Source organism: Pseudomonas sp. HS6-2, assembly GCF_049325675.2.
Taxonomy (GTDB): Bacteria; Pseudomonadota; Gammaproteobacteria; order Pseudomonadales; family Pseudomonadaceae; genus Aquipseudomonas; species Aquipseudomonas putida_N.
The window spans coordinates 3,789,924-3,809,187 of sequence record NZ_CM143906.1 but is presented as its reverse complement, the minus strand read 5'-3'; the positions used below and the strand labels follow the sequence as shown (position 1 = coordinate 3,809,187).

Genomic DNA, 19,264 nt, shown 5'->3' with positions numbered 1-19,264 from the left:
GCGGGAGCGGGCCAGGCTCTGCGAGAATGGCCGACGATCCCGAGGTGGGTTCGAGTCTAGGCAAAGGCTCTGTTGCAGCCTATGCCGGATCTGTTCAATCAACCTGGCATTTTTTGCCACTCAGCATAGACAGCGAATTCCGCCATGCGCGATAGCGATTCGGTCGCGGTGTACTTTCTCAATGCCATGCTGCATGCCCTGCGTGACCAGCCCGAAGTGCTGGAGGCGCGGCTGCGTGGGGTGGGCATCGACCCGGTTTTGATCGGCCAACCCCAGGCCCGGGTGCCGGCCAAGGCCTTCGCGCGCTTGTGGCTGGAGCTGATCGAGCTGTTGGACGACGAGTTCTTCCGCCTCGACAGTCATGGCATGCCGCTGGGCAGCTTTGCCCTGATCTGCCGTGGCTTGATCCAGGAACCCAACCTGGAGAAGGCCCTGCGCCAATGCATGAGCAGTTTCGCCCTGTTCCTGCGTGACCTGCGCGGCAGCCTCACGATACGCGGCGGGCGCGCGGTGATCAGCGTGCAGTCGGCGATCGCCGACCCGCTGACCCGGGTGTACGCCGAGGAAACCTATTTGGTGCTGATGATCGGCCTGCTGTGCTGGCTGGCCGGGCGGCGCATCTCTATCGACCGCACGGAGCTGGCGGTGGCGCGCCCGGCCCAGGACGACGACCCGCTGCTGTGGGGGCCGGACCTGCGCCTGGGCAGCGGGCGTACCGAGGTCGAGTTCGACAGTGCCTGGCTGCGCCTGCCGGTGGTGCAGGACCTGGCCGGCCTGAAAACCTTCCTGCGCAGCGCGCCGCAGGGCCTGGTGATCCGTTTTCGCAATCAGAACGGGCTGGTGGCAGAGGTTTATCGGCATTTGCGCGCACGCCGCTATGGGCAATGGCCGACGCTTGCGGCCATGGCCGAGCAGCAGGGGATCAGTGCCAGCACCTTCCGCCGCCAGATGGAGCGCGAAGGGCGTTCGTACCAGCAGATCAAGGATGAAGTGCGCCGGGCGATGGCCTTCGAGCGCTTGCGCGAAGGCACCTTGAGCATCGCCGAGATTGCCGAGCAGGCCGGCTTCCAGGAGCCCAGTGCGTTTCACCGGGCGTTCAAGAAGTGGACAGGGCAAAGCCCGGGCAGCTATCGGGCCAAGTTGGCCGGGCCTGCAAATGTCAATCCTGCAGGTCGGCTGCCAGTGCCTTGACCCGCTTCAGGCTGCCCCCGGCAATTTTTGTAACCCTCGTCCCGTAATCGGCGTCGGCTTTGTACAGGAACGACAGGATGATGTGCTTGCTTTGCTCATCAGCGACGGCCAGCGACTGACCAAAGCTGTTGACCAGATCGCGCTGCTCGCTTTTCGAGTAGGCGCGGTAAAGATCACCGGCCTGCTTGAAGTTCTGTTCCCGGGTGATGCCTCGTTGCTCAGTGGTGCCGCTCAAGGCCAGTTCACTGTAGCGGGCCGAGTCGGTGGTGCTACGCGGCTGCAGGCGGCTGGGCTGGTAGTTGACCATGTCACGGGTGCGGTTGGGGTTGAGTGCACCATCCTGGTTCCCATTGTTGACTGCCGCCCGGGGCTGGTTGATCGGCAGGCTGCCTGCGTTGGCACCGATCCGGTACATCTGGGTGTCGGCGTAGGAGAACAGTCGGCCCTGCAGCAAGCGGTCTTCGGAGGGCTCTATACCTTTGATCAAGTTGGACGGTGCCAGGGCGACCTGTTCGGTTTCCTGGAAGAAATTGCCGACATTGCGCTTGAGCACCATCTGCCCGACCCGGCGCTCGGGCACATCCGGCCAGACCTTGGTGGCGTCCAGCGGGTCGAAATCGAAGGCCGCCAGCTCCTCAGGGCGCAGTGTCTGGATGTAGAGATCCCACTTGGGATAGTCGCCACGGGCAATGGCAGCCACCAGATCCTCGGTCATGTGACTGAAGCTTTTGCCCTGGATCTGCTCGACAGCCTTGGGGTCGAGATTTTCCTGGCCTTGCAGGCTTTTCCAGCGGAATTTGACGTAGGTGGGTTCACCGTTGGCGTTGATGAACTTGTAGGCATGCACACTGTTGCCATCCATGTGCCGATAGCTCTTTGGCGTACCTTCGTTGGAGTAGAGCAGGGTCAGGGTGCGGGTGGCCTCCGGCATGTGCGAGAACAGGTCGAAGCGCCGGGCGTCGTTGCCCAGGTTGTTGCGCGGGTCGGGCTTGAACGCGTGGACCATGTCCGGGAACTTGATGGCGTCGCGAATGAAGAAGGTCGGGAAGTTGTTGCCAACCAGGTCCCAGTTGCCTGCCGTGGTGTAGAAACGGGTTGCGAAGCCTCGCGGGTCGCGCAGGGTTTCCGGCGAGTGCACGCCATGTACAACCGACGAGAAACGCACAAATACCGGGGTCTTTTCACCCGGTGTGAACAGCGGCGCAGAAGTCAGCGCAGACAAGTCTTCGGACGCGGTGAACTCGCCATGGGCGCCAGTGCCACGGGCGTGCACCACGCGTTCGGGGATGCGTTCGCGGTCGAAGCGTTGCAGCTTCTGGATCAGCTGCACGTCCTGCAGCAAGGTCGGGCCAGTGGCGCCGGCCGTCTGGGAGTGCTGGTTGTCGCCTACCGCCGCACCGTTGTCGCGGGTCAGGGGCATGGCGAGGAGCGCGGGGCTTGCAAGAACGGTTGCACACAGCAGCGTCAACGCAGAGCGATGGGAGCGGGTCGGTAGCATGGTCGTGGCACTCGCTAGATCAAGAGAGTGCCGATGCTAGTAATCCTGCAGCAGCCACACAGTAAGGCGGCTCATCTCATGTTGTAGGACATGTCGAGTAGATAGGCAGGTGCAACAGCGTCAATAGCCATCGTCGTTCAACGCCAGGCTCTGGCGCAGCTGTTCGACCATCGACACGCGCAGTGTTTCCGGTGCCTTGACCCGGATCGAGCCGGCCTGGGACAGCAGCCAGCCCATCAGCGCACGGCTGTCTTCGACTGTGGCCGCGAGCATCGCGCCGCCTTTGTCATGCGGAGCCAGGCGCATGTCCTCGGACAGCGGCTGGTCTTCCAGGCGACGGGCGAGGCCATCGTCGACCCAGGCCTGCAGTTCGATCTGTTGCGAGGGGGTGAGTTGGTCTGGTTGCAGTTGCTCGGCCTCATCCAGGCTCAGGCCTGGCTGCCAGTACCAGCCGTAGGGCATGCCCTTGCTGTTGCAGTGCAGCGGGAACAGCGTTGCCAGTTCGTTGAGGTCGCGCTCGACCGTGCGCTTGCTGGTCTTGTGGCCGGCCCTGGCCAGTGCGGCCTGCAATTGCGTGGAGCTCATCCCGGGATGTCGGTCTGGCAGCAGTTTCAGTAACTGCCATTGTCGGGCAATGGTGTGGCGGGTCGGGTGGCTGGGCACGGGAGTTTCGTCCTTGAAGACCAGGTAAAGATACCTAGGTGATGGCACATGGCTACCTCAAGAGCATACTCTGTCAGTGGATGGGATCCAAGTTTAGTGTGTTTTCACATGCTGTGGGAACGCATAGCAAGCCCGCCGACGACAGCTCTCTGAGCAGTTGCGACTCGTTTGTGTCCTATAGATAGACCAAAATATCGTTTTTATTGAGGTTTTAATTCATGCAGAATATTTTCGCTGACGTGGCCGTAAGCGTGTCGGAGCTGAAAAAGAACCCATCCGCAGTGATGACAGGTGCTGCGGGCATGCCCGTCGCTGTGCTCAATCACAATCGTGTTTTGGGTTACATGGTGCCTGCCGAACTGTACGAAGCCATGATGGAGCGTCTGGGGGATCTTGAATTGACCGAGCTGGCCAAGTCGAGGCTGGGTGAAAAGGGCGTACCGGTAACTCTGGATGATTTATAAGCTCGAATTTCTGCCTTCTGCGATGAAGGAGTGGAGCAAGCTAGGGCACACCGTCCGCGAGCAGATCAAGAAAAAGCTTGGCGAACGCTTGCAGTCACCCAAGGTCCAGGCCGATGCGCTGCGTGACCTGCCGAACCACTACAAGATCAAGCTGAAAGCTTCAGGTTATCGACTGGTGTACAGAGTCGAGGATGAGCGGATCGTTGTAGTCGTGGTATAGGCTGGCAAACGTGAGCGTAGCGAGGTCTACCAAACCGCTCAAAAGCGTTAGGTGACCGCGCCGGAAAGGCACTCCTGCAGGGCCCCGATAAACACCTCTTCGGCCCGGCTCAGCCGCTGTTCTCTGTTCCACAACAGGTGAATATCCACATCGGCTATCCCTTCCGCAGGCGGCAGCTTCCACAGCAACCCCGCCACCACATCCGGCGCCACCACATGCTCGGGCAGGCAGCCGATGCCGAACCCGGCAATCACCAGCCGGCGCACCTCTTCAAGGCTGGGCGACGACGCCACGATCCGCCCGGAAAACCCTTGCTGGTCGCGGAAAATGGTCAGCGGCGACAGCATGCCGCCAATCTGGTCGCTGGTGAAACTGACGAAATTCTCCCGCTGCAGATCGCCTTCGTCCTGGCCGAACAGGGCATGGTGTTTGCCGCAGAAAAACGCATAGCGCTGGCGCAGGAACAGGCGCTGTTCCAGCCGTGGCTGCGGCCGGCGGTTGAGGCTCAGGCCAGCGGTGGCGGTCTTTTCCTGCAAGGCGGCGACGATGTCCGAGCTGCGCATTACGTCGATTTCCAGGTCTACCCGCGGGTGCTGGCGATGGAAGTCCGCCAGCAGATCATCGAACCGCTCACTGACGATGCGGCTAATCATCAGCAATCGCACCTTGCCTACCAATTCGTTCGCCGGCTGCTCCAGCAAACCGCCGATCTGCGACATCTGCCCATATACCTCACCGGCCAACTGAAACAGTTGTTCGCCCATGTCGGTGAGTACGAAGCGAGGCCCGCGGCGGGCAATCAACTGGCGACCAAGCTGGTCCTCCAGCCGCTTGAGCGCCTGGCTCACAGCCGGTTGGGTCAGGTGCAGGCGCGCGGCGGCGCGACTGATGGACAACTCCTGGCCAATCACCCGAAAGGTGCGCAGCAGGTTCCAGTCGAGGCGGTCGTTGAGCAGGCGGTCGGACATGGCAGGCTCGATGATAAGCAGGGTTAATAGTTCGAATAATAAATAGAAAATTGACTAATCATAGCCCTGGGACGATAAATCGCACTCATAGCGCCGCCAGAGCGCCACCGTGACCCCGTCAACTCCTGCCAGAAAAACAAGCAAAGGAGCTCCCATGAAGCCTATCGCTTCACCCCAGCCGCGTCGTGCCGCCGCCGCCGCGTTCATCGGCACCATGATCGAATGGTACGACTTCTACATCTACGCCACCGCCGCTGCGCTGGTGTTCGGTGGCTTGTTCTTCCCCTCCGACGACAGCCTGTTCAGCACCATGGCCGCCTTCGGCACCTTTGCCGTGGGCTTCTTCGCGCGGCCGCTGGGCGGCATCGTGTTCGGCCATGTGGGTGACCGCATCGGGCGCAAGAAGTCGCTGGTCATCACCCTGTTGATGATGGGCATCGTCACCGTATGCATCGGCCTGTTGCCGACCTACGCACAGATCGGTGCCGCCGCACCGGTGCTGCTGATCATCCTGCGGGTGATTCAGGGTATTGCCGTGGGTGGCGAGTGGGGCGGTGCCGTGCTCATGGCCGGTGAACATGCGCCCAAAGGGCGGCGCAACTTCTTCGCCTCGTTTGCCCAGCTGGGCAGCCCGGCGGGCCTGATCCTGTCGCTGCTGGCCTTTGGCGCAGTGACCCGCCTGCCCGAGGAAGACCTGATGAGCTGGGGCTGGCGCGTGCCGTTCCTGGCCAGCGCGTTGCTGCTGCTGGTGGGCCTGGCGATTCGCCTGGGGGTCAATGAGTCGCCCGAGTTCATCGCCAGCCGCGAGCAGGCGGCCAGGGCCCAGCGCAAGGAACAGGCGCCGGTACTTGAAGTGCTGCGCACCGCCTGGCGCCCGCTGCTGTTGTGCATTGGTGCCAACACCCTGGGCATCGCCGGGGTCTACTTCACCAACACCTTCATGATCAGCTACACCACCCAGCAGCTGCACCTGGAGCGCTCGCTGATCCTTGAATGCCTGTTCTTCGTGGCAATCATCCAGTTCTGCGTGCAGCCCCTGGCCGCGTGGCTCTCGGAGAAGCTCGGCGCCACCCGCTTCCTGGCCCTGGTCGCACTGCTGGCGATGGCTTCACCATACCCGATGTTCGTGCTGGTCAGCAGCGGCGAAGGCCCGCTGATCGTGCTTGGCATTGCCCTGGCGGCGGCCTGCATGGCCTCGTTCTACGCGGTGATCGCCGGCTACGTCAGCGGCATGTTCGAAACCCGCGTGCGCTACACCGCGATTTCCCTGGCCTACCAGGTGTGTGGCGCCATCGCTGGCGGCCTCACGCCGCTGATCGGCACCTGGCTGGCCCACAGCTACACAGGCCAATGGTGGCCGATGGCAGTGTTCTACACCCTGATCGCCACCATTTCACTGGTCTGCGTGCTTGCCCTGGCGCGCCAGTACGCCCGTTGCCAGCGCCTGGAACTGGCCTGATCGATTCACCTGATTTGGAGTACCCGCACATGTTGAAAAGCAATGGCGAACGCCTGTGGGCGAGCCTGATGGCCATGGCCGAAGTCGGCGCCACCGCCCGCGGCGGCAGCTGCCGCCTGGCCCTGAGCGACGAGGACAAGGCTGGCCGTGAACTGTTCAGCCACTGGTGCCGCGAGGCTGGCCTGACGCTGAGCGTGGATGCCATCGGCAACCTGTTCGCCCGACGCGCCGGCAGCGACCCGGCGGCCGCCCCGGTGATGATGGGCAGCCACCTCGACACCCAGCCAGAGGGCGGCCGTTTCGATGGTGTCTATGGTGTGCTGGCCGGCCTTGAGGTGGTGCGCCGCCTCAACGACCTGAACATCCAGACTCGCAAGCCGCTGGAAATCGCAGTGTGGACCAACGAGGAGGGCGCCCGCTTCACCCCGGCCATGTTCGGTTCGGCGGTGTTCACCGGCACCCTGGCGCTGGACCAGGCCCTGGCCATCCGTGATGCCGATGGCATCAGCGTCGCCGACGAACTGCAGCGCACGGGTTACGCCGGCCAACGCCCGCTAGGCGGCCAGGTCGATGCCTATTTCGAGGCGCATATCGAGCAAGGCCCGATCCTTGAAGACAACGCCAAGGCCATTGGCGTGGTCAGCGGTGGCCAGGCCATCCGCTGGCTGGACGTGACCGTCGAAGGCATGGCCGCCCACGCCGGCACCACGCCGATGCCGCTGCGCAAGGACGCCCTGTACGGCGCCGCGCGGATGATCCAGGCAGTCGAGCAACTGGCGGCTGATTTTGCGCCAGAAGGCCTGACCACCGTGGGCGAACTGTCGATTGCCAAGTCCTCGCGCAACACCATCCCCGGCGTGCTGCGCTTCACTGTCGACCTGCGCCACCACCGTGACGAAGCCATCGAGGCCATGGAGCGTGACCTGACCCTGAAGCTGCAGGCCATCGCCAACCAGCGCGGCCTGCAGGTGCGCATCGAGCGCCACTGGGTCAGCCCGGCCACGCCATTCGATACCGACTGCGTGGCCGCCGTGCAGCAGGCGGTGGACGGCCTTGGCTATGCCCAGCAATCCATCGTCAGCGGCGCCGGCCACGACGCCATCCTGTTGGCCCGCTACTGCCCGACGGCGATGGTGTTCATCCCCTGCGTCGGCGGCCTGAGCCACAACGAAGCCGAAGACGTGCTGCCCGAGGATGCCCGCCAGGGCGTCGACGTACTGCTCAACGCCGTGCTGGCCCGCGCCGGCCAAGTCGAACAAGGAGAAGCCTGATGCGTTGCTACTTCCACCCCGAACAGCTGCTGCACCACCCGCGCAGCTACTACTCGCGCGGCGCCATGCGCACCCCGCAGGAAATCCCCGAACGCGCCCAGCGCCTGCTTCAGGCCGCCAAGGACCTGGGCTTCGACATCCGCCAGCCCGCCGATGCCGGCCTGGCGCCGCTCAAGGCGGTGCATGGCGAGGCCTACCTGGCGTTCCTCGAAGAGGCCCATGCGCGCTGGAAGGAAGTGCCCGAGGACTGGGGCGACGAGGTGATGTCGAATATTTTCGTGCGCGAGCCTAACGCCTTGCGCGGCATCCTCGCGCAAGCTGGCCGCTACCTGGCCGATGGCAGCTGCCCGGTGGGTGAGTACACCTGGCGTTCGGCGTACTGGTCGGCGCAGAGCGCGGTTGCCGGAGCCCAGGCCATTCTCGATGGCAAACCCGCAGCCTATGCGCTGTGCCGGCCACCGGGGCACCATGCGCGGTTCGATGCAGCGGGTGGTTTCTGCTACATCAACAATGCCGCCGTTGCCGCCCAGGCCTTGCGTAACCGTTACAGCCGGGTGGCGATTCTTGATACCGACATGCACCACGGGCAGGGGATTCAGGAGATCTTCTACGAGCGCAATGACGTGCTGTATGTGTCGACCCATGGTGATCCAACCAACTTCTACCCGGGGGTGGCGGGGTTCGAGGACGAGCGCGGCAGTGGCGTGGGGGAGGGGTACAACCTTAACCTGCCGATGGCCCATGGGGCCAGCGAGGCGGACTTCATGGGGCAGCTTGAAATTGCGCTGGCTGCGGTGCAGGACTTTGGTGCCGAGGTGCTGGTGCTGTCGCTCGGGTTCGATATCTATGAGCTGGATCCGCAGAGCAAGGTAGCGGTGACGACGGAAGGGTTTGCGGCGTTGGGTGAGCGAATTCGGGCGCTGCGGTTGCCGTGCCTGATTGTTCAGGAGGGGGGGTATCACCTGGAGACACTGGAGGCCAATGCGCAGGCATTTTTTGCGGACAAGGCTGACTGGAGATAATCGGCAAGTCCCGGCAGCGGTGTTGCTGCTGCCGGTTTTTCAAATGAAAATCCACTTATGACGAGCAGGGGTGCACTACCCAAGACTGTAAAATTAACTCAGAGCTCGTACTTTTTTTGTTTCAGAAAATCTGGCTCTCTCCAATTCGGGCCTTTGACGTAGCCGTTGCCACCATGCTGTATCAGTCCTTCCTGGTCCATTTTTTTAATTAAATTAATCAGTTGTAAGCAATTTCCGATGTTTGCCCATCCATTGCGATTGTATAGGTTGTCAAGTCGGGGGTGAGAAATACCATCTCGCCTGACAAGCCATAGAATGACATCTGTAGGGCTTTCATTGGTTACTATGTCGCTGATGGTATTCATTTGTTTTCTCGCGCAGTCTGTTGATCGTCTGCTTCAATGGCTTCTGGTGTGTAGAGTAACTCAAAAGCTGAGGTGAGTTGGTAGTCCTCGAGTGTTGCAGTATGCGTATTGTTCCATGCCTCTCCACGGTCTTCAGGTCTGATTCTATCTGGCAATCCAAGCGCGCGAAAGCGCTCAAGCTCCCTTATTTCGTGTGTGTAAAAACGCTTGTCGGTGTCGGTTGCTTGTGATTCGCCTTGTAGGATTTTTTCAAGCCTAGCGATCATTATATTGTTGGCGTCGGAAGGTTCGAAGCGACTTATATGTAACTTTACAAGATCAACGCCTGCTCGGCTGAACGTGGCGTCTCGCCAATCCAAACGCTCGATGGGGCCGCCCGCTTTTTCTGGGTTGAAGGGGCGGCCGCTGAAAGTGCCTACAGCCGTCGCGCCAGGATAGGGAGAGTTGAATACGATGTACAAAGGCGGTAGGCCTGACTCCGGTGGGAAGCAGTAGATGCAGTCTTCGAAGTCTTCGGGTTCTAGCGCGGGTAGAGGGGAGGCCTCGATGTGCAGTGGGGTGAGCGTTACGCCGCGATAGGGATAAACAGGTATCTGCTCGCCAGGCTTGATTGTCGAAGCGTTGCCCGGCGTGTGGGCGGGGAACGTTAGCTTGATTGGGAACTGCTGCGAAGGAACAGAGGTATAACTGTTCGTCTCCTTGTCAAAGTAGAGCGGGCGAAGCGGTACTTTATTTTTAGCTCTTGCTGTCTGCGGCTGTTTGATAAGTGTGTAAGTGCCATTTTTTGTATAAACCCGATAGTGCGACTCTGCCACGTCATTGCTAAGGGCTTTTTCGTAAAGCTGATCGGGTAGGTCGGGTATTAATGAGTCTGCCGGAATGCTCAGCGCCGTTTCATGATAGAGGTCACCGTTTCCCAGTTCGGGGGAATAGAAGAGAGCACCTATGCCTACTTTGAAAATTCGCGTTGCCACCGCTCCGGCTAAGCCTGCCAGCAGCTGATACCAGCGCGTAACGCTTTTACTAGTTGACGGTCGTAATGAGAGTCGGCGGCTATCGAGCCCAGGGGGGTGGTGAGTTGGATCGAAGAGGTTGTGCTTAAGGTTATGGTGTTGCTTTTCGAGGTGTCAGCAGCGTTGCGGTAATTATAAGATGCAAGTGTTGAATTGAGAGCTCTTATCTCGTGATGGATTGATTTCAGGCTCTGACCTAAAATGATCTCGACTTGTGCAGCGGTAACGCTTCGCATAAGGGCGTACAGGAAACCCTGCACAATGTCGAACTCTTCTTCAATGTCAATGTGGGCGTCGGTATAGAGCTCGAAGAGGTGAGCTGGAGCTTCGCCTTCGGTGTATATATGTATACCCGAGAACTCATCAGTGGGTAGGCGCTTGTAGATGAGCATTTCTTGGAGCTCTTGCAGAAATTGTCTCTTGGCCTTCAGTTTGCTTAGTTCGTCAGTATGGCGAGTATCAATTGCTGCGTAATGACTGTGCAGGTATTGCTTCAGGCCCGGTGGTTCGGAGGGGCGACTTGCTTCAATTGCATCTATGATCGTTTGTGCGATAGCCTCCGGGTCCCAGCCAACTTCGCTATCGAGTAACGCTTCTATGCTCGGAGGCGCTATCGGAAGCGTATATGGCTTTGCCCAATTCAAAAGGGATTCGATGTCATAGCGGAACGGAGCTGGCGAATAGATTTCTTCAATTTCTGAAGCGGTCATTATCCTGCGCGAGGTCATTCAGCTCTCCTGATCACGTGGTGTAGGAGAGTGGAATGTTCCAGTGCACCACTATGCCCGCAAAGATGGAATTACTTCGTAGGGATTCTGGTCGAGTAGGCTCTCTGCAAAAAGCTTGTGGTAGTCAACCCATTCAAGGATGAAAGGTCTTGCACGCACCGCTCGACCCTTCACGGCTATGGTGCATGGCCTCGACGGCCTGGCGGCTGCCTTGCTGCAAGGCCTCGATGATGGTCCTGATCTCCTGAGTCGACACCGCTGTGCGCTTGGCCAGTTTGGACAGGGAGAGCGTAGCCGTTTGCCATCATTGTTCCAGAAAGGGTATGCGAATGGATGGTTGGGCTGACAGGTGCTTGCCACATTATTTTCAGCGCCTTTGAAATCGAGCGCCGCCCGCGCGGCGCTCGATCTCCCAGGCTCTGAAAATGCCAAGGCGAACACCCCGGCCACACCCCAATCCCTAAATCCCACCCCGCCGCACATGCTTCACCAACACCTTCTCCAACAACTCCCACATCGCAGGATCGGTACTGAACGCCACATTGAAGCGCATCCACCCGGTCGCCTTGGCATCGACCATGAACAACTGTCCAGGTCCGAGCATGATGCCTTTCTCCAACGCATCATCGAGCAACGCCGCGCTGTCCGGAATCGCCGGGTGGCGGGTCCAGATATACATCCCTTCATCCGACTCGATGAACAGTTCGAAGCCCAATCGATGCAGATGCCGGCCGACTTCCTGATGCGCCTCGGCCAGGCGCTGGCGCAGGCGCTTGAGGTGCTTGCGCCAGCGCCCGTCGATGATCGCGGCGTATACCACCCGCTCCATCACCTGCGAGGTGGTCAGCCCCGAGCGCATCTTCAAGTGCAGCAGTTTCTGCATCAGCTCCGGGTTGGCCAGCAGGTAGCCGACCCGCACGTTCGGCGAGATGCTCTTCGAGTAGCTGCCCACGTAGACCACTTGCTGCAGGTGGTCGAGGCTGGCCAGGCACGGCTGCGGTTCGGCAACCATGTCGGCGTACAGGTTGTTTTCCACCAAGCGGAAGCCGTGCTGGCTGGCCAGCTGCAGCAGGCGGTGCAGCTGCGGCAGCGGGGTGCGTGAGCAGGTAGGGCTATGCAGGTGCGGCTGGGTGAAGAAGGCGGTCGGGCGGTGGTGCGCCAGCAGCTGCTCAAGGTGATTGAGGTCATAACCGTTCGGCGTGCGCGGTACGCCGATCAGTGTTGCGCCCTGGGTGCGCAGGATGCTCATCAGGTTGGGGTAGCCCGGGTCGTCCACCAGCACCACGTCACCGGGGCGTACCAAGGTGCGCACGGCCAGGTCCAGCGCCTGGCTGGCGCCGTGGGTCAGCATCAGCTGCGCCGGATTGCAGACGATCGACAGCTCCTGCTGCAGGTTCTGTGCGGTCAGCGCGCGCAGCTCCGGCAGGCCCATCGGGTCGCCGTAGCCAGACAGCTCCAGCGGGCTGCCGGCAACTTGGCGCAGGCCGCGGCGCAGGCCTTCTTCGTACATCCAGTCGTTGGGCAACCAGCCGCAGCCGGGCTTGTACGGCAGTTGGCGGGTTTCGAAGATCTGTTGCAGGTACCACTCGGAATTGAACGTCGGTCGGCCGCTCTCGGCCTCGCTGTTCTGGTTTTCCAGCAGCTCGTTCGCCGCACGATTGACGAAGAACCCCGCATTGCCCTTGCTCACCAGCAGGCCCTGGGCGACCAGGCGGTCGTACGCCTCGACCACGGTGAAGGTGCTCACCGAATAGCTCGCGGCGAAGGCGCGGATCGACGGCACCTTGGTGCCCGGCTTGAGGGTCTGGTTGTCGATCAGCTCGCGCAGGCCGTCGATGATCTGGTTGACCAACGGCGTGGAAGAGTCTGGATGTAATTCGAACATTCGGGGCCTTCAAGAGTGCGAAACGCCAGGTGCAGCGGGTGTATTGCATCGGCGGCCTGTACAGTGCAGTGCGAGATTCATGCCACTGTGCATGGCTCTCTACGTCGGACATTTTTACATTAGGTGTCAGATATCGCCACATAAAGCATGTTCAGTTCGCCCGAGGTGCCAACCCTGGGGCGCGTCAGCAGGCCGCCACGGAAGGCCTGCGTGTGTTTGCGCACACCATCCTGCCCGCATTAGCACTGATGTACAGGTGAAACCGAGAGCCATCGGGGTTTCACAGTTTTCCTTGGATAAAAAGAAGCACGGGGTACACAACTGATGGACGCAACATCCACAACAACCACCGCGAAAAGCGGGCACGAGAGCAAGCTCAGTGCCTCGCTCAAGTCGCGCCACCTGACGATGATGTCGATCGCCGGGGTTATCGGCGGCGCCTTGTTCGTCGGTTCCGGCAGCGTGATCCACAGCGCCGGCCCGGCCGCAGTGCTGGCCTACCTGGCCGGCGGCATCCTGGTGGTGCTGATCATGCGCATGCTGGGTGAAATGGCGACTTCCTCGCCTGACACCGGCTCGTTCTCCACCTACGCCGACCGCGCGATCGGCCGCTGGGCCGGTTTCACCATCGGCTGGTTGTACTGGTGGTACTGGGTCATCCTGATGGCCTGGGAAGCCTATGTGGCGGGCAAGATCCTGCATGGCTTCTTCCCCGACGTGAGCGTCAACGTGTTCGTGCTGGCCACGACCCTGCTGCTGATCACCGTCAACTTCTTCAACGTCAAGCACTATGGTGAGTTCGAATTCTGGTTCGCGCTGATCAAGGTGGTGGCGATCGTCTGCTTCCTGATCGTGTGTGGCGCTGCCGTGATGAACATCTGGCAGTTCGGTGAAGTACGCGGCATCACCCATTTGACCGCCGAAGGCTTCATGCCCAACGGTATCACCACGGTCATTGGTGCGTTGCTGGGTGTGATGTTCGCTTTCCTCGGCGCTGAAATCGTCACCATCGCCGCTTCCGAAGCCAAGGACCCGGCCACCCAGATCGTCAAGGCCACCAACTCGGTGGTATGGCGTGTGTGCCTGTTCTACGTCGGCTCGATCTTCCTGATCGTCTGCCTGGTTCCGTGGAACGATCCGCAACTGGGCGTTTCCGGCTATGGCGCCTACCGCCGTACCCTGGAGCTGCTGGGCGTGCCGCACGCCGAGCTGCTGATGAACTTCGTGGTGCTGACCTCGGTGAGCAGCTGCCTGATCTCGGGCCACTACACCGCTTCGCGCATGCTGTTCTCCCTGGCTCAGCGTGGCGACGCGCCGTCGTTCTTCAAGATCACCCGCGCCGGCACCGGTGTACCGGTCTACGCGATCATCGGCTCCTGCGCCGTGGCCGTGGTCTGCGCGCTGATCAACTTCAGCGAGACCCTGCGCCCGAAAGACGTGCTGGAAACCCTGATGAATACCACCGGCATGATCGCCCTGCTGGTGTACCTGGTGATCGCCTTCTCGCAGTTGCGTATGCGCCGCAAGCTGATTGCCGAAGGCAAGGAAGTGCGCCTGCAGATGTGGCTGTTCCCGTGGCTGACCTACCTGGTGATCGGTTTCATCATCGCCGCCCTGGTGACCATGGCCTTCATGCCTGACTACCAGATCCTGGTGATCTCCACCGGCATCGCCGCGGCGGTCGTGGTGGCCATGGGCGTGGTCCACCAGATCCGCTCTGCCAAGCAGCAGCACTAAGCGTCATTCGCTGTTGGAAACGGCCGGCTCCCTTGGGGACCCGGCCGTTTCGCGTTGTTGGGGCGGGTGTTTTTCCTCGGGCATGTGAAATCGCTGGTTCATCCATGGCGAACCAAGCAGGGCAGCGGCGGCGATCAGGGCCAGGATGGCAAGGGCCAGGGATAGCTTCATCGGCAGGCGCATGTAGGAACTGACCTGAAGCATAGGCTGACAGTTCAGGTTCATCGGAAACGGTACATGGCTTATGCTCAAGCCACTGCCCGCCAGAAAGGAGCCTTCCATGGCCTGGTCCGCCACCCAGTATTCCCTCTTCGAAGATGAACGCACCCGCGCCGTGCGCGACTTGCTGGCCGCCGTGCCGCCGCGGCCGGTGCGCCATGCCACCGACCTGGGCTGTGGCCCCGGCAACTCGACCGAAGTGCTGCTGCAGCGTTGCCCGGATGCCCAGGTGACGGCGCTGGACAGCGACAAGGACATGATCGACAAGGCTCGCGAACGCAAGCGCCTGCACATTCCGCGGGTACGCTGCGAAATTGCCGATATCAGCGAGTGGTCGGCGCCCGAGCCGCAGGATCTGATCCTGGCCAATGCCTCGCTGCAGTGGGTGCCTGACCACGGCTCACTGTACCCGCACCTGGTACGCCAGCTGAGCGAGGGTGGCAGCCTGGCCGTGCAGACCCCGGACAACCTCGACGAGCCGGCCCATCGGCAGTTGCGCGAAATCGCCAGCCAGGGCCCGTGGGCGGACAAGTTCGTCGACTTCCAGCTGCCACTGCGGCACAACGCAGCCTTCTACTACGACCTGCTCACGCCGTTGTGCGCGCGGGTAGATGTGTGGCGCACTACCTATCACCACCCGTTGGCGGGCGGTGCCGAGGCGGTGGTGGAATGGTTCAAGGGCTCGGCGCTACGGCCTTATCTGGCCAGGCTGGATGTGCAGGAGCAGGCGGACTTCCTGCAGATGTACCTGCAGGCCATGCAGCGTGACTACCCGCCAGCCACCGACGGCAAAGTGCTGCTGCCGTTTCCGCGGCTGTTTGTCGTCGCCACCTGTTAAAAGCGACGCCAGCGCCAGATGACACAGGCGTAGATGGCCAGGTTCAGCACCAGCACGACGCCGCCCAGCAGCAGCTGGATCTGCGGCGTCAGGCCGGCGGGGTAGATCAGCGGCCAGATGTAGTGTTCGACGAAGCCGCCGTGGTAGCCCGCGTCACCGGCAGCCAGGCGCATGCGGTTTTCCCAGTCGGTGAGCGGGCATTGCAGGTGCAGGCCTTCCACCGCCAGGCCCCAGGCCAGGGCGGGGAGGTGCAGAAGCAGGGCGGGGCGCCACTTGAGCACCAGCAGGCCGCCGAACAGAACCAGCAGGATGAAGGCCAGGTGCAGCAGGACCAGGGCGTCGGCGGCCAGGCGGAAAAGCATGGTGGGTGGGCCTGGAAATGAGGTATTCCCAGCATAGTTGTATTGCCTGTGATGGCCTCTTCGCGGGGCCGGTACAGGCGCTACAACTCTTCCTGAACCATCTGCAGGAAGGTGGCCACCACCCGGCGCGATCGCTGCTCGCTCAGGCACACCAGTGTCTCGGTCAGATGCCGCTGACAGTCGACGATCGGCAACGCACATACCCGCGCATCCGCACCAAACTCGGCCGCCGACACCACCCCCACGCCAATCCCCACCACCACTGCCTCACGCGCTGCCTCGCGGCCTTCCACCTGGATCGCCGGTCGAATCCGCAAGCCAGCGCGCTGCATCTCTTCCTCCAGCGTCTGCCGCGTCACCGACCCCGGCTCGCGCAGCACCAGTGGGGTGTCGTCCAGGTCTGCCAGGCTGATCGACCCGCGGCTGGCCCACGGGTGGTTGTGCGAGACGAACGCCACCATCGGGTCGCGGCGCAGCGGCACGCAGTACAGCCGCTCGTCATCGACATCGCGTCCGAGCAGCGCCAGGTCGGCCTGGTAGCTGAACAGCCGTGCCAGCGACTCATCGGTGTTGCCGGTCTCGACCTTGACCTGGATACCCGGGTAGCGCTGGCAGAAGCGCGCAATCTGCGGCAGCACGTGCACCGGTGCATCCACAGCCAGCACCAGGCTGCCAGTATGCAGGGCGCGTGAGTCCTGCAGCAGGTCATGGGCTTCAGCCTCGCAGGCGAACAGCCGCTGACTGATGCCCAACAGGCGCTCGCCCAGGTCGGTCAGTTGCACCGAGCGCTTGTTGCGGTGAAACAGCAGCACGCCGAAGCGCTCTTCGAGCTTGCGCACCTGGTCGGATACCGCCGGCTGGGTCAGAAACAGCTTTTCCGCCGCGCGGGTGAAGCTGCCGTGCACGGCCACTGCATGGAATGCCTTGAGTTGAGCGTGGGATACCGACATGCCGACTCCAGTAACAAGCTGAGCTTATGTGTGAAATACGATAAATCGATTTTCTTTATCAGTCAGCAACTGTTTCCATACGTTTCAACCCGAGGCCGTCGCCACAAGCAGCGGCCGGGCCATGGCCCGCACACGGTGCCATCTGACCAGATGACGAGCCTTCGTCATGCAGTGCGCAACACAACAACAAGACAGGCGTTTTTTAACAATCTGCCGGCACACTTGAGCAAGAGGTCAGAGTCAATGAATCAATCACTAGCCGCGTTGAAACGCTGGCGTATCCAGATTTTTGCTATCACTTGGCTGGCCTACGCCGCCTTCTACTTCACCCGCAAAGCCTTCTCGGTGGCCAAGCTCGGCATCGCTGAAGACCCGACGTTCATGCTCGACAAGGCCGCCATGGCCAACCTCGACGCCATCTACCTGGCCGCCTATGCCGTGGGCCAGTTCACCTGGGGCATGCTCGCCGACCGCTTCGGCCCGCGTGTGGTGGTGTTGGGCGGGCTGCTGATTTCGGCAGTGGCCGCGGTGGTGATGGGCAGTTACGCGACTTTCCCGATCTTCGCCACCTGCATGCTGATCCAGGGCCTGGCGCAATCCACCGGCTGGGCCGGGCTGTGCAAGAACATCGGCAGCTTCTTCCCGGCCTCGCAGCGTGGGCGGGTGCTGGGGCTGTGGAGTTCGTGCTACGCCTTCGGCGGCCTGGTCGCTTCGCCGTTCGCCGGCTGGTGGGCCTATACCCTGGTCGGCACCTGGCATGCGGCGTTCTTCTCCAGTGCCGCAGTGGTGGCCGGCGTGGCCGTGCTGTTCTTCTTCCTGCAGCGCAACAAGCCCGAAGATGTCGGCCTGGCAGCGGTCGAGCCGGAGCCACAGAGCATGGCCCCGGCCGGCAACCTGTGCAGCGTCTGGGCGCCATTGCGCGAAATCCTGCGCAACCGCACGGTGCTGACCTTGGGCATGGCGTACTTCCTGTTGAAGCCGGCACGCTACGCCATCCTGCTGTGGGGGCCGGTGATTGTCTTCGAGCAGATGCCGTCGGTGGGCAAGGTTGGCGCGGCGATCATCCCGACCGCCTTCGAGCTGGCCGGGCTGCTGGGCCCGATCATCATCGGCCTGGCTTCGGACAAACTGTTCGGTGCCCGGCGCATGCCGGCCTGCGTGATCAGCCTGGTGCTGCTGACCGTGACCCTGGCAGCGTTCATGGGGGCCATGCACAGCGGCAGCATCGTGCTGGTAGTCGCTTTGCTGTTCGTCATGGGCCTGACCCTGTACGGGCCGGACTCGATGATCAGCGGCGCGGCTGCCATCGACTTCGGCACGGCCAAGGCCGGCGCCACCGCGGCAGGCTTCGTCAATGGCTGCGGCTCGGTGGGTGCGGTGCTCGGTGGCCTGCTGCCAGGCTACTTCGACAGTGTAACGGTGTTCATCGTGTTTGCCGGCTGCGCGTTGTTCTCGGCTCTGGTGCTGCTGCCGCACTGGAACAGCCGCCCGGCCAGTACGCCGCAGGCCGAGGACGTGGCACCCAATACCAGCATGGCGATCAAGCCATTGCGTACCTGAAGCAAAGCGCGCAAGGCCGACAAACCGTGAGATTACTTGTCGATCCACTGCCCGAGGGCGTATAAACTGCTCCCACTTTTGGCCGGTCGCTTCCTGAACCGGCCGTTGAAACAAAGAGAGTCGACATGGGCGCACAGTGGAAAGCCAAACATAGAGAAACAGCTGCCAATGCCAAGGGCAAGATCATGGGCAAGCTGGCCAAGGAAATCCAGATCGCGGCCAAATCCGGCGCCGACCCGGACATGAACCCGCGCCTGCGCCTGGCCATCGTCCAGGCCAAGAAAGCCTCGATGACCCGTGAAACCCTGGAGCGTGCCATCAAGAAAGGCGCTGGCCTGGACGGCGAGGCCGTGCAGTACCATGCCGTCAGCTATGAAGGCTTCGCCCCGCACCAGGTGCCCCTGATCGTCGAGTGCCTGACCGACAACGTCAACCGCACCGTGGCGCAGATTCGCGTGCTGTTCCGCAAGGGCCAGCTGGGCGCCAGCGGCTCGGTGACCTGGGACTTCAACCACGTCGGCCTGATCGAAGCCACACCGGAAGGCGATGCCGACCCGGAAATGGCCGCTATCGAAGCCGGTGCCCAGGACTTCGAGGAAGGTGAAGAAGAAGGCTCGACCCTCTTCATCACCGACACCACCGACCTGGATGCCGTGCAGAAGGCGCTGCCGGAGCATGGTTTCACCGTGACTTCGGCGAAGATCGGTTATACCCCGAAGAACCCGGTGAGCGCGGCCAGCCTGAGCGCTGAAGCATTGGCCGAGGTTGAAGCGTTCCTTGAGGCTATCGACGAGAACGATGACGTGCAGAACGTCTACGTTGGCCTGACCGCTTAATCAGCCGGGGCCGCT

Annotated in this window: 20 protein-coding genes; 10 read left to right on the top strand and 10 right to left on the bottom strand. The window is 61.7% G+C overall.

What is annotated here, in order from left to right:
* Positions 1–144 precede the first annotated feature (144 nt).
* Positions 145–1,191: an AraC family transcriptional regulator gene (locus ACOKS3_RS17605; RefSeq protein WP_103447927.1), complete on the top strand. Its 1,047-nt coding sequence runs from the start codon at positions 145–147 to the stop codon at positions 1,189–1,191.
* On the opposite strand, the gene ACOKS3_RS17600 is transcribed toward ACOKS3_RS17605, so the two are convergent.
* A complete protein-coding gene (locus ACOKS3_RS17600) occupies positions 1,160–2,611 on the bottom strand; it encodes a catalase (RefSeq protein ID WP_258035873.1) in 1,452 nt (483 codons plus the stop codon). The genes ACOKS3_RS17605 and ACOKS3_RS17600 overlap by 32 nt on opposite strands.
* 198 nt (positions 2,612–2,809) lie before the next feature.
* Positions 2,810–3,352 carry a WYL domain-containing transcriptional regulator gene (locus ACOKS3_RS17595; RefSeq protein WP_099814564.1) on the bottom strand — a complete coding sequence of 181 codons (543 nt, stop codon included), beginning with the start codon at positions 3,350–3,352 and terminating at the stop codon, positions 2,810–2,812.
* A 218-nt stretch (positions 3,353–3,570) separates the two neighbouring features.
* Between ACOKS3_RS17595 and ACOKS3_RS17590 the strand changes: the two genes are divergently transcribed.
* Together ACOKS3_RS17590 and ACOKS3_RS17585 are read left to right on the top strand one after the other, a co-directional pair.
* Positions 3,571–3,816, top strand: a complete 246-nt coding sequence (locus ACOKS3_RS17590) for a type II toxin-antitoxin system Phd/YefM family antitoxin (protein ID WP_103447925.1) — start codon at positions 3,571–3,573, stop codon at positions 3,814–3,816.
* Positions 3,806–4,036 (top strand): type II toxin-antitoxin system RelE family toxin, encoded by a 231-nt coding sequence (locus ACOKS3_RS17585; protein ID WP_103447924.1) that lies wholly within the window; start codon positions 3,806–3,808, stop codon positions 4,034–4,036. Before ACOKS3_RS17590 ends, ACOKS3_RS17585 begins: the two co-directional genes overlap by 11 nt.
* A 47-nt stretch (positions 4,037–4,083) precedes the next feature.
* Here the strand turns inward: ACOKS3_RS17585 and ACOKS3_RS17580 are convergent, their stop codons facing one another.
* The gene (locus ACOKS3_RS17580) at positions 4,084–5,004 is read right to left on the bottom strand and encodes a LysR family transcriptional regulator (RefSeq protein WP_422764340.1); all 921 of its coding nucleotides are present in this window, start codon (positions 5,002–5,004) and stop codon (positions 4,084–4,086) included.
* A 154-nt stretch (positions 5,005–5,158) separates the two neighbouring features.
* Here ACOKS3_RS17580 and ACOKS3_RS17575 point away from each other — a divergent pair, with 154 nt between their 5' ends.
* Genes ACOKS3_RS17575 through ACOKS3_RS17565 form a run of 3 tightly spaced genes read left to right on the top strand, consistent with a single transcriptional unit; the run spans position 5,159 to position 8,756 of the window.
* Entirely contained in the window at positions 5,159–6,463 is a 1,305-nt protein-coding gene (locus ACOKS3_RS17575; RefSeq protein WP_422764341.1) for an MFS transporter, read from the top strand.
* Between the two features lie 29 nt (positions 6,464–6,492).
* On the top strand, positions 6,493–7,734 hold the full coding sequence (locus ACOKS3_RS17570; RefSeq protein WP_422764342.1) for a Zn-dependent hydrolase: 1,242 nt from the start codon (positions 6,493–6,495) through the stop codon (positions 7,732–7,734).
* The gene (locus tag ACOKS3_RS17565; RefSeq protein WP_422764343.1) at positions 7,734–8,756 is read left to right on the top strand and encodes a histone deacetylase family protein; all 1,023 of its coding nucleotides are present in this window, start codon (positions 7,734–7,736) and stop codon (positions 8,754–8,756) included. Before ACOKS3_RS17570 ends, ACOKS3_RS17565 begins: the two co-directional genes overlap by 1 nt.
* A gap of 98 nt (positions 8,757–8,854) precedes the next feature.
* On the opposite strand, the gene ACOKS3_RS17560 is transcribed toward ACOKS3_RS17565, so the two are convergent.
* From ACOKS3_RS17560 to ACOKS3_RS17545, 4 genes are all read right to left on the bottom strand, one after another.
* The gene (locus tag ACOKS3_RS17560) at positions 8,855–9,121 is read right to left on the bottom strand and encodes a hypothetical protein (protein WP_422764344.1); all 267 of its coding nucleotides are present in this window, start codon (positions 9,119–9,121) and stop codon (positions 8,855–8,857) included.
* A complete protein-coding gene (locus ACOKS3_RS17555; RefSeq protein ID WP_422764345.1) occupies positions 9,118–10,095 on the bottom strand; it encodes an S-type pyocin domain-containing protein in 978 nt (325 codons plus the stop codon). Before ACOKS3_RS17555 ends, ACOKS3_RS17560 begins: the two co-directional genes overlap by 4 nt.
* An 8-nt stretch (positions 10,096–10,103) precedes the next feature.
* Entirely contained in the window at positions 10,104–10,862 is a 759-nt protein-coding gene (locus tag ACOKS3_RS17550) for a hypothetical protein (RefSeq protein WP_422764346.1), read from the bottom strand.
* A gap of 460 nt (positions 10,863–11,322) precedes the next feature.
* The gene (locus ACOKS3_RS17545; RefSeq protein ID WP_103447916.1) at positions 11,323–12,747 is read right to left on the bottom strand and encodes an aminotransferase-like domain-containing protein; all 1,425 of its coding nucleotides are present in this window, start codon (positions 12,745–12,747) and stop codon (positions 11,323–11,325) included.
* 324 nt (positions 12,748–13,071) lie between these two features.
* On the opposite strand from ACOKS3_RS17545, the gene ACOKS3_RS17540 reads away from it, so the two are divergent.
* The gene (locus tag ACOKS3_RS17540) at positions 13,072–14,484 is read left to right on the top strand and encodes an amino acid permease (RefSeq protein WP_422764347.1); all 1,413 of its coding nucleotides are present in this window, start codon (positions 13,072–13,074) and stop codon (positions 14,482–14,484) included.
* Positions 14,485–14,487: 3 nt separating this feature from the next.
* Here the strand turns inward: ACOKS3_RS17540 and ACOKS3_RS17535 are convergent, their stop codons facing one another.
* The gene (locus tag ACOKS3_RS17535) at positions 14,488–14,667 is read right to left on the bottom strand and encodes a hypothetical protein (protein ID WP_103448281.1); all 180 of its coding nucleotides are present in this window, start codon (positions 14,665–14,667) and stop codon (positions 14,488–14,490) included.
* Between the two features lie 97 nt (positions 14,668–14,764).
* Here ACOKS3_RS17535 and tam point away from each other — a divergent pair, with 97 nt between their 5' ends.
* Positions 14,765–15,541, top strand: coding sequence for a trans-aconitate 2-methyltransferase (tam, locus tag ACOKS3_RS17530; protein ID WP_103447914.1), 777 nt, complete (start codon positions 14,765–14,767; stop codon positions 15,539–15,541).
* On the opposite strand, the gene ACOKS3_RS17525 is transcribed toward tam, so the two are convergent.
* Both ACOKS3_RS17525 and ACOKS3_RS17520 read right to left on the bottom strand, forming a co-directional pair.
* Positions 15,538–15,903 carry a DUF2784 domain-containing protein gene (locus ACOKS3_RS17525; RefSeq protein WP_422764348.1) on the bottom strand — a complete coding sequence of 122 codons (366 nt, stop codon included), beginning with the start codon at positions 15,901–15,903 and terminating at the stop codon, positions 15,538–15,540. The genes tam and ACOKS3_RS17525 overlap by 4 nt on opposite strands.
* Before the next feature lie 80 nt (positions 15,904–15,983).
* On the bottom strand, positions 15,984–16,853 hold the full coding sequence (locus tag ACOKS3_RS17520) for a LysR family transcriptional regulator (protein ID WP_103447912.1): 870 nt from the start codon (positions 16,851–16,853) through the stop codon (positions 15,984–15,986).
* Positions 16,854–17,096: 243 nt separating this feature from the next.
* Here ACOKS3_RS17520 and ACOKS3_RS17515 point away from each other — a divergent pair, with 243 nt between their 5' ends.
* Positions 17,097–18,413 (top strand): MFS transporter, encoded by a 1,317-nt coding sequence (locus tag ACOKS3_RS17515; RefSeq protein ID WP_103447911.1) that lies wholly within the window; start codon positions 17,097–17,099, stop codon positions 18,411–18,413.
* Between the two features lie 125 nt (positions 18,414–18,538).
* Positions 18,539–19,249: a YebC/PmpR family DNA-binding transcriptional regulator gene (locus tag ACOKS3_RS17510; RefSeq protein ID WP_051097568.1), complete on the top strand. Its 711-nt coding sequence runs from the start codon at positions 18,539–18,541 to the stop codon at positions 19,247–19,249.
* Positions 19,250–19,264 lie beyond the last annotated feature (15 nt).